We start from the raw sequence: 13,693 nt of genomic DNA, 5'->3' as shown, positions 1-13,693 counted from the left end.
GCAATGCGGCTGAAGCTCACCCTGCACCGGCACGACAACGACCCCGTCGACATCGTCGTGACAGCCGACTCCACGGCGACCGTCGGCGACGTCGCGCGGTACATCGCAGCATCCGATCCCGCCCGGTCGACCACTTTCGCCGAGGACGACGTCCTCACCCTGTCGGTCGCGCCGCCGACCGCGTCCCGCGCCGTCGAACTGCCCCACGACCTGCCGATCGGCGAAGCGCCCCTCGGGTCGGGGTTCGCGGCATCCATCGTCAACTACGGTGCCGGATACATCCGCGCCGGACGCGGCGAGACCGTGGGCATCCTGAGGGCCACCGCCGGGCCGCTCGCCGGACAGGAGTTCGCCCTGTCGGCAGGTCACGTGACCATCGGGCGCGACCCGAGCAACGACGTCGTGCTCACCGACCCCATGGTCTCGAAGCGCCACGCGCGACTCGAGGTCGGTGCGCACGCCGAGGTCGTCGACCTGAACTCCGCCAACGGCGTCCTCGTCGACGGCGTCGAAGTGCAGCGTGTGCGCGTCGAGGACGGTCGGCCCTTCGTCATCGGCGCGACGACGCTCGTCGTCTACCTCACGAACGCGTGGGACGGTGCCGCCGCCGACGACCCGATCATCGAGCGTGGCGGCGGGCTGCTGTTCAACCGCAGTCCGCGCGTCGAGGTCCGCTACCCGGGCACGCGCTTCAAGCCGCCGCGCCTGCCCACCGAGAAGATCGGCAAGATCTTCCCCTGGCCGATCATGGTCGCCCCGATCCTCATGGGTGCCGCGCTGTTCGCGCTCAACGGCAATCCCCGCGCGCTCCTGCTGATCGTCATGACACCGCTCATGGCGTTCGGAAACCTCATCAACCAGTCGGTCCAGAGTCGCAAGAGCGAGGACCACGAGCGTCTGCTCTTCGAGCGGCAGTTCGAGCAACTGGAGGAGGACTTCTTCCGCGGCAAGCCCGAGGAGGAGGCGGCTCGCAACGCCGAGGCGCCGGCGGTCGCCGACGTCTTCGAAGAGGCGATGCGGCTCGGTCCGCTGCTGTGGACCCGACGTCCCGAGCACTGGAACTTCCTCGCCCTGCGACTCGGGACCTGCTCGCTCCCCGCGCGCAACGGGATCGACGACGCCGAGACGCCCGATGGGCTGCCCGAGTACATCGACCGCGTCGATCGGTTGCGGCTGCGCTACGAGATGGTCGACGACGTCCCCGTCTTCGAGACGTTCCCCACCTCCGGTTCGATCGGCATCGCCGGTCCGCGCGCGCTCGTGGCCGATGCGATGCGCGGCGTGGCCGTGCAGGTGTTCGGCCTGCACGCGCCCAACGATGTCGTGACCGTCGCCTTCTCGGACTCGTCCTGGACGCCCGAGCTCGAGTGGCTCAAGTGGCTTCCGCACACGACCGCCGAGCGCAGCCCGTTCCGCTCGGCGCCGCTGGCCGATTCCGCGCCGAGTGCCGCGGGCCTGCTCAACTCGCTCGAGGAGTACGTCCGTCGCGCCTCGGCCGGTGGCCGCGAGGGCGAGCCCCGTGGCCCGTTCAAGGACGACTGGAATCCCCTCCTCTACGGGACGGATGTCGCTCGTGCCGCCGAGGACCGCGTCCGCACACCCCCGATCTCGGTGGTCGTCTTCGTCACCGGCGATGCGCCGGTCGACCGCGGGCGCCTCACCGACGTCCTTGAGCGGGGCGCCGATCACGGTGTCCACGCCGTGTTCATCTCCGAGACGGTCGAGTCGCTGCCCGCGGTCTGCCGCAGCTTCATCGAGCTGCGGAACGACCTCGCCGATGCGCGGGTCGGTCTCGTCCGCAACGGCGAGGCCTTCGAGCACGTCGCCGTCGAGGGGGTCTCGAACGCCTACATGGAGATGTTCGCGCGACGCCTGTCGCCGGTGGTGGATGCCAGCACGGTCGTGCACGACGCGTCCGACATCCCCAACTCGGTCAACTTCCTGCAGCTCATCGACCCCGCGATCGCCGAGAACCCGCACGCGGCGATCGAGCGCTGGCAGCAGAACAACACGATCGTGGACCGCACGCCGACGCCGCGGCCCCGTCTGAAGAAGGCCGGCACGCTCCGCGCGATCATCGGGCAAGGGCCGAGCGACGCGATGGCGCTGGACCTGCGGACGCAGGGACCGCATGCGCTCGTGGGTGGCACGACCGGTTCGGGCAAGTCCGAGTTCCTGCAGGCGTGGGTGCTCGGCATGGCCGCCGCGCACAGCCCCGATCGCGTGACCTTCCTCTTCGTCGACTACAAGGGCGGCTCGGCCTTCGCCGACTGCGTCGACCTGCCGCACTGCGTCGGTCTCGTCACCGACCTCAATCCGCACCTCGTCCGCCGGGCGCTGACGAGCCTGCGCGCGGAGCTGCAGCACCGCGAGCACCTGCTGAACCGCAAGAAGGCCAAGGACCTCCTCGAACTCGAGAAGCGCCAGGACCCGGAGTGCCCGCCGTCGCTCGTGCTCGTCATCGACGAGTTCGCCGCCCTTGCCTCGGAGATGCCCGAGTTCGTGGACGGCGTCGTCGACATCGCCCAGCGCGGCCGCTCCCTCGGCATCCACCTCATCATGGCGACCCAGCGCCCCGCCGGTGTCATCAAGGACAACCTCCGCGCGAACACGAACCTGCGCATCGCCCTCCGTATGGCGGATGAGGCGGACTCGCGCGACGTGGTGGACGATGACGTCGCGGCGAGCTTCCCCGCGTCGGTCCCCGGGCGCGCGATCGCCAAGACCGGCCCCGGCCGCCTCGTGCCGTTCCAGTCCGCCTACACCGGCGGCTGGACGAGTCTGGAGGACACCGCGGTCGCCGAGGTGCGCGTCGCCGAGCTGCGTTTCGGTGCGGCCGCCGAGTGGGAGCCCGACCGCCCCGCCGAGTCGGACTCGCACGAGGAGGACCTCGGACCGAACGATCAGAGGCGCATCGTGTCGAACCTCGTGACCGCGTGCGAGGTCGCGGGTCTGCCGCGCCCCCGTCGTCCCTGGCTCGACGACCTGTCGGCGCTCGTCGACCTCGCGAACCTTGCGAACGAGGGCGACACCCGCATCCCCATCGCCCTCATGGACGTGCCCGAGAAGCAGCAGCAGGAGCCGGCGTTCTTCGTTCCCGACCGCGACGGATCGCTCGTCGTGTACGGCACGTCCGGGTCGGGCAAGTCGACCGTCCTCAAGACGATCGGTACGGCGGCGGGCATGCGACCGGACCGCGGCCGGGTCAACGTCTACTGCCTGGACTTCGCGACCGGCGCGCTCGGCGCGCTGTCGGCCCTCCCGCACGTCGGGTCGGTCGTCGACGGCTCGGACGTCGAGCGCATCCAGCGTCTGCTGCGCACCCTCGACGGCGAGATGGACCGCCGCGCGTCGGCATTCTCGGCGGCCAGCGCCGCGACGCTGCAGGAGTATCGCGAGATCGCGGACCCGAACCTCCCGCGCATCATCCTGCTGATCGACAACTTCCCCGAGTTCAAGAAGGACTGGGAGGTGGCGCCCGGTCGCGGCCCGTTCTACCGCACCTTCATGCGTATCCTCGGCGAGGGTCGCACGCTCGGGGTGCACACGGTCCTCACGGCCGACCGTGGCAACGCGGTCCCGAGCGCCGTCGCCTCGAACATCTCGCGCAAGGTCGTCCTGCGGATGGGCGACCCGTCGCAGTACATGCTGCTCGGCACTCCGCGCGACGTGCTCGACGAGCAGTCCGTTCCCGGGCGCGCCGTCATCGACGGTCACGAGGCGCAGATCGCCGTCCTCGGCGGGACCTCCAACGCCGTCGAGCAGACGAGGGCGCTCGGGGTCCTCGGTGACAAGCTCCGCGCGGAGGGCGTGCGCGATCTCCCCGAGATCGGTGCCCTGCCGACCGCGGTGCCGGCCACGGACATGCCGGCCCGGGTCGACGGGATGCCGGTGTTCGGCGTCGCCGACGACACCCTCTCGGCGCACGGTTTCGAGCCGATCGGTTCGTTCGTGATCTCGGGGCCGCCGGCATCCGGTCGCACCAACGCTCTCAAGTCGCTCGTCATCGCGATGGAACGCTTCGACCCGGGCGTCCAGCTCTACCACTTCGGCAGCCGGCGCGCCGAGCTCAAGGACTTCCGTCCGTGGGTGAAGAGCGCCACCCGTCCCGACGACGAGAAGGAGCTGGCCACCGAGCTGGCCGAGCTCATCACGCGGGATGTGTCGGAAGGCCGCATCCTCATCGTGATCGAGGACATGCCGCACCTGTCGGACGGCCCCGCCGACCGCCCGATGCGCACCCTGCTGCAGGCGATGAACGACAGTGAGCACATGCTGATCGGCGACGCCGAGATCTCGCGGGCGAGCGGCAGCATCGGTGTGCTGGGGGAGTGGAAGGCGGGCCGTCAGGGCATCGTCCTCAAGCCCGACACGTATGACGGCGAGGCGATCTTCAAGACGCCGTTCGGTCGGGTCAAGCGGTCGGACTTCCCCGTCGGTCGAGGCATCTTCGTGCAGGCGGGTCGCTCGGTCACCGTGCAGATGCCGCTCGTCGCCGATGTGGCACCCCCGCCGCAGCCGACGGTCGCGCCCCCGACGACACGGGCGGCCGCCCGCGAAGCGGTGACGGCGGATGCCGCGGGTACGACGCTCGGTGCCTGACCCCCGATGAGCCGGGGACTTCTCCCCATGTACCTCACGGCCGATCTTGCCTACTCTCGCTGGGGAGGTGATGCGCCGTGGGCATGATGCTGCCGAACGAACTGATCTGGGTGATGGAGAAGCTCGGATTCGAATGGCCCGACGTCGACGAGGACGAACTGCGACGCGGTGCGCAGATCGTTTCGCACTTCCGGGACGACCTCGAGGACTCCCTGCAGGCCATCGACCGGAAGGTGAACGGCGACCTGGCCGCGGCGATGCGAGGCCAGGCGGGACCCGCGTTCGTCTCGGCGTGGAACACCAACCGGTCGCAGAATCTGCAGAAGCTCGTCGACCTGCTGGGGCCCGTCCCGCCCGGGATGGACATCGCTGCCGGCGTCGTGCTGGGGCTCAAGATCAAGGTCATCGCCGATGTCACGACGACGATGATCGCGTTGGTGGGCATGCTCACCAACCCGATCACGGCGGCCGGTGCCGGCCCGATGCTCATCATCAAGAAGAAGCTTCTGAACGCCGCGGTCGATGTCGCGATCGAGCAGGCGCTGAACCAGATCCTGCCGACGGTCATCGAGCCGCTCGCCGATGAATTGCCCGCTGTTGTCATGGCGGCGCTGAACGCTCCCGTCGTCGAGGCCGTGGCCGGCAACCCAGACGAGTTCTACGCCGACCTGCAGGCGCTCGAGCAGTCCGAGGAGGAGCTCGATCTGCGCGCTGCCGACATCGAATCGTTGATGGACCGGCTCATGGCCGACCTCGCCGGACTGAACATCACGGGGGACTGACACATGGCTCGAGTCGGAGACGAACTCATCAAGCCGATGCTGCGGGCGCTGGACGACATCCCGGTCCACGGTCGGCAGCTCGGCGAGATGGTGCGAGGCTTGCGCGGCAAGCAGCGACGCAACCGCGACGGCGTCGAAGACATCGACACGTTCGATGTCACCTTGCGTCCGTTCAAGCGGAACAAGAAGCACGACCCGGTCGAGTACGACCGCCAGTACAACGAGCAGATGGATGCCCTGCAGCAGATGCCGCTGTCCGACTGGCTCCGCAACCGTACGGAGTACGTGCAGAACGGCCGCACGCCCGATTCGCTCCGGGCGCAGGAGTATGCGCGGGGCAACGCCCTCAAGGACAAGATCACCGAGTTGCGCGGCGAGGGGATGTCGAAGACCGACGCACAGGCAGCGGCCGATGCATGGTTGCGTACTCAAGCGGCGACGCACCGACTCGACGGTATCGCCGGCGGCAACGTCACGGATATCTCGGGCGTCGGAGATTCTCGGATCAACTCGTCGCTCGGTTCCCAATGGCGAACGCGAGTGGGTGATATCGACGCTGCGGTCGTTCAATTTATTCAGAACAATCCAGGTGTGAATCTCAACGATGTCTACATGAACGTCACGTTCGGATAAGTTTGAGCAATGGTGGAAATCGCGGATTTCGTCGTACATGCGCCCGTCGAGCCTGAGATCATTGAGACGTTTCGCGACCGCGTGCCCTCAGAGATAGTCGAGATTTGGGAGCAGTACGGGTACGGCACCTTCGGCGAGGGTTTCATTCGGGTGATCAACCCCGCGGTTTATGGTGCCGAGCTCGGAGACCGGATCGGGAAAACGCAGGGTGACGGCATCGCGATACCGGTGATGGTGACAGGGTTGGGCGATCTCATCACCTGGGAGCCCAGCCTCGGAGGACTGGTGGCGCTGCTTTTCCGGAAGAATCGCGGCACGGGGCTCGGAAAGCCGTCCTCGTTCCTGACCCTTCTGAGGCTCGACGGTGCGGAGCACCTCGAGGACGAGTTTGACTGGGGTATCTTCCCTGACGCGGTTGAGCGGCAGGGTGCACCCTCTTTCGACGAGTCCTTCGTATTCGTTCCTCTTCCTTCCTTGGGTGGACCGGGCACGGTCGACACCCTGCAGAAGCGTCAGACGCTGTCGGCTATCCAGGTCATGGTCGACCTGCAGGGGCCCATCGGGCACTGACCGGCCGCACCTGGGTTTGTCCCTAGGTTGGAGACCATGGTTCAGATCGCAGATTTCGTCCCGCATGCTCCGGTGGAGCCGGAGGTGGTCGCTGCGTACCGTGACCGGGTTCCCGCGGAGATCGTCGAGATCTGGGAGGAGTACGGTTACGGCACTTTCGGGGAAGGCTTCATCCGCGTCATCAACCCCGGCGTGTACGAGGCGGAGCTCGGCGACCGCATCGGTAAGACGCAGGGTGACGGGATCGCGATCCCCGTCATGGTCACCGGTCTCGGTGACCTGATCACGTGGGAGCCGAGTCTCAACGGGCTCGTCGTACTCATGTTCAGGAGCAACCGCGGGACGGGGATGGGCAAAGCCGCTACTTTCCTCGGTCTGTTGAAGCTGGACGGCTCGGATTACTTGTCGGAGAAGTTCGGGTGGGATGTCTTCCCTGAGGCGGTCCAGCAGCAGGGGGCGCCCGCATTCGACGAGTCGTTCATCTTTGTTCCCCTTCCTTCCTTGGGTGGACCTGGCACGGTCGACACCCTGCAGAAGCGTCAGACGCTGTCGGCTATTCAGGTCATGGTCGACCTGCAGGGGCCCATCGGGCACTGATCGGCCGCACCTGGGTTTGTCCCTAGGTTGGAGACCATGGTTCAGATCGCAGATTTCGTCCCGCATGCTCCGGTGGAGCCGGAGGTGGTCGCTGCGTACCGTGACCGGGTTCCCTCGGAGATCGTCGAGATCTGGGAGGAGTACGGTTACGGCACTTTCGGGGAAGGCTTCATCCGCGTCATCAACCCCGGCGTGTACGAGGCGGAGCTCGGCGACCGCATCGGTAAGACACAGGGTGACGGAATCGCGATCCCCGTCATGGTCACCGGCCTTGGCGACGTGATCACCTGGGAACCGAGCCTCGGCGGCCTGATCGCGCTGATGTTCCGTGGCAAGCGAGGCGCGGGTTTGGGCAAGGTGTCCAGCTTCCTGACCTTGACGCGTGCAGGCGGCGCACGTCACCTTGCGCGTGTTCTGGACTGGGGTGTATTCCCACAAGCGGTCGCGGCCCAGGGCGCGCCGGACTTCGATGAGTCGTTCATCTTCGTTCCGCTGCCGTCGTTGGGTGGGTCGGGCACGGTCGATACGTTGCAGAAGCGGCCGACGATCTCCGCCGTCCAGGTCATGGTCGATCTCCAAGGGCCTATCGGTCACTGATCGGCCACTGCGGGTTCTAGGTTGAAAACCATGGTCCAGATCGAAGATTTCGTCGCGCACGCGCCGGTCTCGCAGGAAGTCATAGCCGCGTATCGCGACCGAGTTCCCTCGGAGATCGTCGAGATCTGGGAGCAATACGGCTACGGCACGTTCGGCGAGGGGTTCATCCGCGTGATCAACCCTTCAGTGTTCGAGGCTGAGCTCGGTGATCGGATTGGGAAAACCCAGGGCGACGGCATCGCGATCCCCGTCATGGTGACCGCCCTGGGCGATCTCATCACCTGGGAGCCGAGCGTCGATTCACTCGTTGCGATCCTCTTCCGGAAGTTCGAGACGGTGGGTCTGGGTTCGCCCAAGACCTTCCTCGGCCTGACTCGCCTCGACGGGGCGGAGCACCTGGAGGAAGAATTCGCGTGGGACCCCTACCCGGAGGCAGTTGCCCGTCAAGGGGCCGTGACGTTCGACGAGTCGTTCATCTTCGTCCCGCTGCCGTCGTTGGGTGGTCCGGGCACGGTCGACACTCTGCAGAAACGCCCCACCATCTCGGCCATTCAAGTAATGGTCGATCTGCAGGGTCCGGTCGGTCACTGAAGTCGGCCGCGCCTGGGGTCAAGACTGTCCGCTGGCTCGAGTCGGAGACGAAACCACCATCGTCATCGTCGATAGGTTGTGGGCATGATCGAGTTCGCTGACTTCGTCGAGCATGCACCTGTCGAACCCGAGGTCGTGGCTGCCTATCGCGATCGGGTTCCCGCGGAGCTGGTCGAGGTCTGGGAGCAGTACGGCTACGGCACGTTCGGGCAAGGTTTCATCCGCGTCATCAATCCCGCGGTCTACGAGGCTGAACTCGGCGACCGAATCGGCAAGACCCAGGGTGACGGTGTGGCGATCCCCGTCATGGTCACCGGGCTGGGAGATCTCATCACCTGGGAGCCCAGTCTGGGTGGACTTGTGGGTCTCATCTTCCGCGAGAACAGAGGCGTCGGCCTGGGGGACGTGGATTCATTCCTTCTTCTCACCGAGGCGGTGGGCGTGGACCATTTGGCCGCGGAGTTCAACTGGGGCGTCTTCCCCGAAGCGGTTGCGACGCAGGGCGCACCGGACTTCGACGAGTCGTTCATCTTCGTTCCCTTGCCATCCCTGGGCGGCCCGGGCACGGTCGACACACTTCAGAAACGCCCGACCCTCTCAGCGATCCAGATGATGGTCGACCTACAAGGCCCCATCGGGCACTGAGCGCACGCGCGGAATTCCGCCGTCGACCAGCCCTTCGCCTCGGCGCGCGACCGGCCCGACGGAGGATTGTCAAGAGGGGACTTCTCCCCATGGGGCGGGGGAGACCTCTTCGCTAGCATCGTTCACGCGGGGGAGGAAAACGGTTCTCCGCACCACGACGACACGCTGGGAGGCGGGTTCATGGCTCACGATTTTGGTGCAACATACAGCGAGATGGAGAGCGCGGCGCAGCGCCTGCGCGATGGTCGTCAGACCGTCACCGACACGCTGAAGGAGCTCCAGGGCATCATCGATGACCTGGTGCAGGACGGCTTCAAGACCGAGAACGCGTCCGAGGCATTCTCGACCGCGTACTCGGAGCTCACGACGTCGCTCGACGACGCCGCCGAGGCCGTCAACGACATGGCGCAGGCGCTCGACCGCATGGCGGACCGCATCCGCGACACGGACGCCGAGCTCGCCGGCGGTTGATCCCTCCACACGCTCACGGGCCGCGATGCGATCTCAGGATCCGCATCGCGGCCCGTTGCCCGTGTTCATGATGATTAGGATCAGGATGACGAACGGAGTGTCGCGACGATGACCACCTCGCAGACCTACTGGTACAACCTCTCGACCCAGTCCGTGGTGCGCGACGACGAGCGCCCGTCGGAGGACTGCCTGGGCCCGTTCGCCAGCGCAGCCGAGGCGGAGGACTCGCCCGCCGTGCTGCTCGAGTACGCGAAGAGCTGGCTCGAAAGCGAAGAGAGCGAGCCGTACCGGCAGATGGCCGAGGAGCTCGGCGACGACACCGACCGCATCTGATCAGCGGATGCGAGCTTCCCGCCGCACCGCGGTCGCTGCTGTCGCGGTCGCCGTCCTGGCGTTGTGCGCGTGCGCGCCGGCGCTCCCGCCGTCCGTCGTCCCCGACAGCACGGTCACCGTCGGCTGGGCCGGTCCGGTGACATCCCTGAACGCCCGGGTCGATCCGACGCCGGGCAACCGCGACATCGCGGCGGTGACCCGATCGTCCTTCGGTCGCGTCGTGGACGGTGAGGTCGTCCCGGACGAGTCGTTCGGCACGGTCCGCATCCTTCAAAAAGACCCGTTCACCGTCCGTTACGACCTGGCGGAGCCGTCGTGGTCGGACGGCATCCCGCTCGACGCCGCCGACCTCGTCCTCGGATGGGCGGCATCCGTGGGTCTGCTGTCCGAGGACGGCCCGTCGGATGCCGCGCTGGCGGCCGAGCCGCCGGCGATCGACGAGTTCGCGCGGTCGATCGACGTCACGTTCGCAGCACCGACCATCGCGTGGCAGACCGCCGTGTCGGCGGACGCCCCGGCGCACACCGTCGGCATGCGCGCCTTCGACCTCGACGACCCCATGGAGGCGAAGCAGGCGGTCATCCGGGCCGTCCTCGATCGGGATGCCGGTGCCCTCGCCGCGATCGCGGAGGTCTGGAACACCGCCTTCGCCGTCTCGGGCGACACCGTCGACGCCGATCTCGCGCTCTCCAGCGGCCCCTACGTCGTCGCAGACATCGAGGACGAGGGCGCGAGCGTCACGCTGGCGCCCAACCCGGCCTACACCGGTGCGGCCGCGCCGAAGATCGCCGACATCGAGCTCGTCCCGCGCGGCGACGATCCCGTCGCGGCGGTGGGGGAGTCGCTCGACATCGTCTCCCTGAGCCCGACCCCCGACGACCGGGAAGCCGTCCGTCAACGCGAGCGACGGGACTTCGTCGTGCAGACGACGCACGACGGCACCATCTGGACGCTGCTCCTCAGCCCCGACGGGATCTTCACGGAGCGCGCCGCGCGCGCGGCCTTCCTGCGTGTCGTCCCCGCCGACGAGATGGTCGCCGCCGGTGCGGGCGAGTGGGCGCAGGCGTACCCGAAGACCACGTCGATGGTCACGGCGCCGGGGTCCCGCGCCTTCGACGTCGTCACGGAGGATTCCGGGTTCGCCGAGGCACTCGGCACCCCGGCCGACGACGCCGCCCTGGACCGGACGGCGGCGGGTGTCCGCGACGACGCGCGCGTGTGCGTCCTCTACGACTCCCGCAGCGGCTTCGCCAAGGGGGCGTTCGGCGCACTGAAGACGGCGGCTGCCGAGGCGGGATGGGACGTCGTCGACTGCGCCACGGACGACCTCGACGCCGCGCTGAAGGCGCCCGGGTGGGATGCCGTCATCCGGCGCGTCCGCGTGCCGCAGACTCCTCGGGCGATCGCCCAGCAGTGGGGCACCGACGGATCGTCGAGCCTCGTCGGCCAGGCCGACCCCGCACGCGACGAGCTGATCGCGACGCTCCAGCAGACCCTCGACGTCTACGCCGCGCGGGATCTGCTCGCCCGGATCGAGTCGACGATCGTGCAGGCCGCCGTCGCGCGGCCGCTCGCCGCCGTGCCGCGCGTGACGATCGTCGCACCCGACGTCACCGGGGTCACGGTGCGCGACGGTGACGACGCCCCGCTGCTCTCCGATGTCGCGGGGTGGACGCCCGCCGGCTGAACCGCGGCATCCGCTGTCGTGTCCGATTTCCGCGAGTCGGTGTCGGTGGCGCGTGTCAGGCTGGAACCATGACGATCGCGCCGATGACCTTCGACGAGCGGTACCGCGCGATCGACGCGCGGGACGCGCGGTTCGACGGTCAGTTCGTCACGGCCGTCCACTCGACCGGCATCTACTGCCGACCGAGCTGCCCGGCCCGCACGCCGAAAGCCGCGAACGTCACCTTCTACCCGACGAGCGCCGCCGCGCACGAGGCCGGTTTCCGCGCGTGCAAACGCTGCCTCCCCGAGGCGACCCCGGGCTCGCCGCAGTGGAACCTCCGCGGCGACGTCGCCGGTCGCGCGATGCGCCTGATCGCCGACGGCGTCATCGACCGGGAAGGGGTGTCGGGGCTCGCACGGCGTCTCGGCTACTCGGAACGCCACCTCACGCGTCTGCTCGCCGCCGAGCTCGGGGCGGGCCCGCTCGCCCTCGCGCGGGCCCACCGGGCGCACACGGCCCGGACCCTGCTCGTCGACACCGAGCTGCCGATGGCCGACGTCGCGTTCGCGGCGGGCTTCGGCAGCATCCGTCAGTTCAACGACACGATGACCGAGGTCTTCGCGCTGTCGCCGACCGAGCTGCGCGCGAGGCGGCGGGGCGGGACCACGACCGCCGGCCGCATCGACCTCGTCCTGCCCGTCCGCGAGCCCTTCGACTCCGTCGGCCTGTTCGGGTGGATGCGCGCCCATGCGATCCCGGGTGTCGAGGTGGGTGAGACGGCGTCGTTCGCGCGCACGATCCGGCTGGACGGCGGACCGGCGTGGTTCGAGGTGCGGCGGGATGCCGCGGGACGGATGCGGCTGCGCGCCGACCTCGCCTCGTTGCGCGACCTCGCCCCGCTCCTGTCGCGCGTCCGTCGCCTGTTCGACCTCGACGCCGACCCCGCCGCCGTCGACGCGGCGCTCGCCGCGCACCCCGAGCTGCGGCCCCTCGTCGCTCGGGTGCCCGGCGTGCGTCTGCCCGCAGCGATCGATGCGGACGAGATGCTCATCCGCGCGATGATCGGCCAGCAGATCAGCGTCGCGTCGGCGCGGACGGTGATGGGCCGCCTCGCCGCCGCCCTCGGCGAGCCCGTCGAGACCCCGGACGGACCCGCCGTCCTGTTCCCGACGCCGCAGGCCGTCGCCGAGCACGGTGCCGAGGTGCTCCGGGGACCGGGCGCGCGCATCCGCGCCATCGTCCACGCGGCGACGGCCCTCGCCGACGGCTCGCTCCGGCTCGGACCCGGCGACGACACCCACGAACAGCGCGCCGCCCTGCTCGCCCTCCCGGGGATCGGGCCGTGGACCGCTGACTACGTGCGCATGCGGGTGCTCGGCGACCCCGACGTCCTGCTGCCCGGGGACGTGGCGGCCCGGGCGGGAGCGGCGGCCGCCGGCATCCCGTCGGACGCGAAAGGCCTGACCGCCTGGGCGGCGCGGGTCGCGCCCTGGCGCAGCTACCTCATGGCGCACCTCTGGTACGCCGCGCCCGTCACGCAGGCCTGGCGTGCCGTGGACCTCGATCCCTCTTCCCGGAAGGCCGCCTCATGACCGCGATCCTGCAGACCATCGACACCCCCGACGGCCCCTTCACGATCCTCGAGGACGACGGCCGGGTGCTGTCGTCCGGGTGGACGGACGACCCCGAGCGCATCCTCGGGCGCCTCCGCGCAGACCGCGTGCCGCCGCACGTCGCGCCGGGGCGGACGCAGGCGGCGGCGCGGACGCTCGCGTACTACGACGGCGACCTCACCGCGATCGACGACGTGCCCGTGATGCAGGACGGCACCGCCCTGCAGACCGCGGGGTGGGCGGCCCTGCGTCGCATCCCGGCCGGGGGGCCGCTCACGTACCGCGAGTTCGCGGCCCACCTCGGATCGCCGAACGCGGTCCGGGCCGCGGCATCCATCTGCGCGCGGAACGCGCCGGCGCTGTTCGTCCCGTGCCACCGGGTCCTGCGCACCGGGGGAGCGCTCGGCGGGTTCGCGTGGGGGCTGCACGTGAAGCAGAGCCTGCTGCAGCGCGAAGCGGGGAAATGATCAATCCATCTGAGTAAGCGCTTGCTTACAGCGAATCCTCAGGGATATCCTGGAGGGCTCCCGCACGATGCGGGCGCCTCGTCCGGCCCCATCAAGGAGGAAGCCATGTCCCCGGAGATCGTC

13 protein-coding genes are annotated in these 13,693 nt (G+C 68.8%); all 13 read left to right on the top strand.

The window, feature by feature from the left end:
- The first annotated feature begins 3 nt into the window (after positions 1-3).
- The 13 genes from Q9S36_RS06430 (at position 4) to Q9S36_RS06370 (ending at position 13,570) form a co-directional block, all read left to right on the top strand.
- Positions 4-4,602 carry an FtsK/SpoIIIE domain-containing protein gene (locus Q9S36_RS06430; RefSeq protein WP_311284388.1) on the top strand — a complete coding sequence of 1,533 codons (4,599 nt, stop codon included), beginning with the start codon at positions 4-6 and terminating at the stop codon, positions 4,600-4,602.
- A gap of 83 nt (positions 4,603-4,685) precedes the next feature.
- Positions 4,686-5,384, top strand: coding sequence for a WXG100 family type VII secretion target (locus Q9S36_RS06425; RefSeq protein ID WP_311284464.1), 699 nt, complete (start codon positions 4,686-4,688; stop codon positions 5,382-5,384).
- 3 nt (positions 5,385-5,387) lie between these two features.
- The gene (locus tag Q9S36_RS06420) at positions 5,388-6,017 is read left to right on the top strand and encodes a polymorphic toxin type 15 domain-containing protein (RefSeq protein WP_311284387.1); all 630 of its coding nucleotides are present in this window, start codon (positions 5,388-5,390) and stop codon (positions 6,015-6,017) included.
- A gap of 9 nt (positions 6,018-6,026) precedes the next feature.
- Positions 6,027-6,587 (top strand): GAD-like domain-containing protein, encoded by a 561-nt coding sequence (locus Q9S36_RS06415; RefSeq protein ID WP_311284386.1) that lies wholly within the window; start codon positions 6,027-6,029, stop codon positions 6,585-6,587.
- A gap of 36 nt (positions 6,588-6,623) precedes the next feature.
- Positions 6,624-7,184 carry a GAD-like domain-containing protein gene (locus Q9S36_RS06410; protein WP_311284385.1) on the top strand — a complete coding sequence of 187 codons (561 nt, stop codon included), beginning with the start codon at positions 6,624-6,626 and terminating at the stop codon, positions 7,182-7,184.
- Positions 7,185-7,220: 36 nt separating this feature from the next.
- On the top strand, positions 7,221-7,781 hold the full coding sequence (locus Q9S36_RS06405) for a GAD-like domain-containing protein (protein WP_311284384.1): 561 nt from the start codon (positions 7,221-7,223) through the stop codon (positions 7,779-7,781).
- 30 nt (positions 7,782-7,811) lie between these two features.
- On the top strand, positions 7,812-8,372 hold the full coding sequence (locus tag Q9S36_RS06400; protein ID WP_311284383.1) for a GAD-like domain-containing protein: 561 nt from the start codon (positions 7,812-7,814) through the stop codon (positions 8,370-8,372).
- Positions 8,373-8,456: 84 nt separating this feature from the next.
- Positions 8,457-9,017: a GAD-like domain-containing protein gene (locus tag Q9S36_RS06395; RefSeq protein ID WP_311284382.1), complete on the top strand. Its 561-nt coding sequence runs from the start codon at positions 8,457-8,459 to the stop codon at positions 9,015-9,017.
- 180 nt (positions 9,018-9,197) lie between these two features.
- Positions 9,198-9,488, top strand: coding sequence for a WXG100 family type VII secretion target (locus Q9S36_RS06390; protein ID WP_232321638.1), 291 nt, complete (start codon positions 9,198-9,200; stop codon positions 9,486-9,488).
- Between the two features lie 108 nt (positions 9,489-9,596).
- Complete coding sequence (locus Q9S36_RS06385) at positions 9,597-9,821, top strand: hypothetical protein (protein ID WP_064001283.1); 225 nt, start codon at positions 9,597-9,599, stop codon at positions 9,819-9,821.
- Between the two features lie 7 nt (positions 9,822-9,828).
- Positions 9,829-11,508, top strand: coding sequence for an ABC transporter substrate-binding protein (locus Q9S36_RS06380; RefSeq protein WP_311284381.1), 1,680 nt, complete (start codon positions 9,829-9,831; stop codon positions 11,506-11,508).
- Positions 11,509-11,576: 68 nt separating this feature from the next.
- Positions 11,577-13,082: an AlkA N-terminal domain-containing protein gene (locus tag Q9S36_RS06375; RefSeq protein WP_311284380.1), complete on the top strand. Its 1,506-nt coding sequence runs from the start codon at positions 11,577-11,579 to the stop codon at positions 13,080-13,082.
- Positions 13,079-13,570, top strand: a complete 492-nt coding sequence (locus Q9S36_RS06370; protein ID WP_217531599.1) for a methylated-DNA--[protein]-cysteine S-methyltransferase — start codon at positions 13,079-13,081, stop codon at positions 13,568-13,570. The genes Q9S36_RS06375 and Q9S36_RS06370 overlap by 4 nt, the downstream gene beginning before the upstream one ends.
- Positions 13,571-13,693 lie beyond the last annotated feature (123 nt).

This window comes from Microbacterium sp. ARD31 (genome assembly GCF_031844425.1).
Note: the sequence above shows the minus strand (reverse complement) of the source record. Positions and strands in the feature narration are given on the sequence as shown.

What these genes read in the sequence shown, in the direction of transcription:
- Q9S36_RS06375 (WP_311284380.1), top strand. Translation starts at nt 11,577, where the DNA reads ATGACGATCGCGCCGATGACCTTCGACGAGCGGTACCGCGCGATCGAC.
- Q9S36_RS06425 (WP_311284464.1), top strand. Translation starts at nt 4,686, where the DNA reads ATGATGCTGCCGAACGAACTGATCTGGGTGATGGAGAAGCTCGGATTC.
- Q9S36_RS06410 (WP_311284385.1), top strand. Translation starts at nt 6,624, where the DNA reads ATGGTTCAGATCGCAGATTTCGTCCCGCATGCTCCGGTGGAGCCGGAG.
- Q9S36_RS06390 (WP_232321638.1), top strand. Translation starts at nt 9,198, where the DNA reads ATGGCTCACGATTTTGGTGCAACATACAGCGAGATGGAGAGCGCGGCG.
- Q9S36_RS06385 (WP_064001283.1), top strand. Translation starts at nt 9,597, where the DNA reads ATGACCACCTCGCAGACCTACTGGTACAACCTCTCGACCCAGTCCGTG.
- Q9S36_RS06415 (WP_311284386.1), top strand. Translation starts at nt 6,027, where the DNA reads ATGGTGGAAATCGCGGATTTCGTCGTACATGCGCCCGTCGAGCCTGAG.
- Q9S36_RS06420 (WP_311284387.1), top strand. Translation starts at nt 5,388, where the DNA reads ATGGCTCGAGTCGGAGACGAACTCATCAAGCCGATGCTGCGGGCGCTG.
- Q9S36_RS06400 (WP_311284383.1), top strand. Translation starts at nt 7,812, where the DNA reads ATGGTCCAGATCGAAGATTTCGTCGCGCACGCGCCGGTCTCGCAGGAA.
- Q9S36_RS06405 (WP_311284384.1), top strand. Translation starts at nt 7,221, where the DNA reads ATGGTTCAGATCGCAGATTTCGTCCCGCATGCTCCGGTGGAGCCGGAG.
- Q9S36_RS06370 (WP_217531599.1), top strand. Translation starts at nt 13,079, where the DNA reads ATGACCGCGATCCTGCAGACCATCGACACCCCCGACGGCCCCTTCACG.
- Q9S36_RS06430 (WP_311284388.1), top strand. Translation starts at nt 4, where the DNA reads ATGCGGCTGAAGCTCACCCTGCACCGGCACGACAACGACCCCGTCGAC.
- Q9S36_RS06395 (WP_311284382.1), top strand. Translation starts at nt 8,457, where the DNA reads ATGATCGAGTTCGCTGACTTCGTCGAGCATGCACCTGTCGAACCCGAG.
- Q9S36_RS06380 (WP_311284381.1), top strand. Translation starts at nt 9,829, where the DNA reads ATGCGAGCTTCCCGCCGCACCGCGGTCGCTGCTGTCGCGGTCGCCGTC.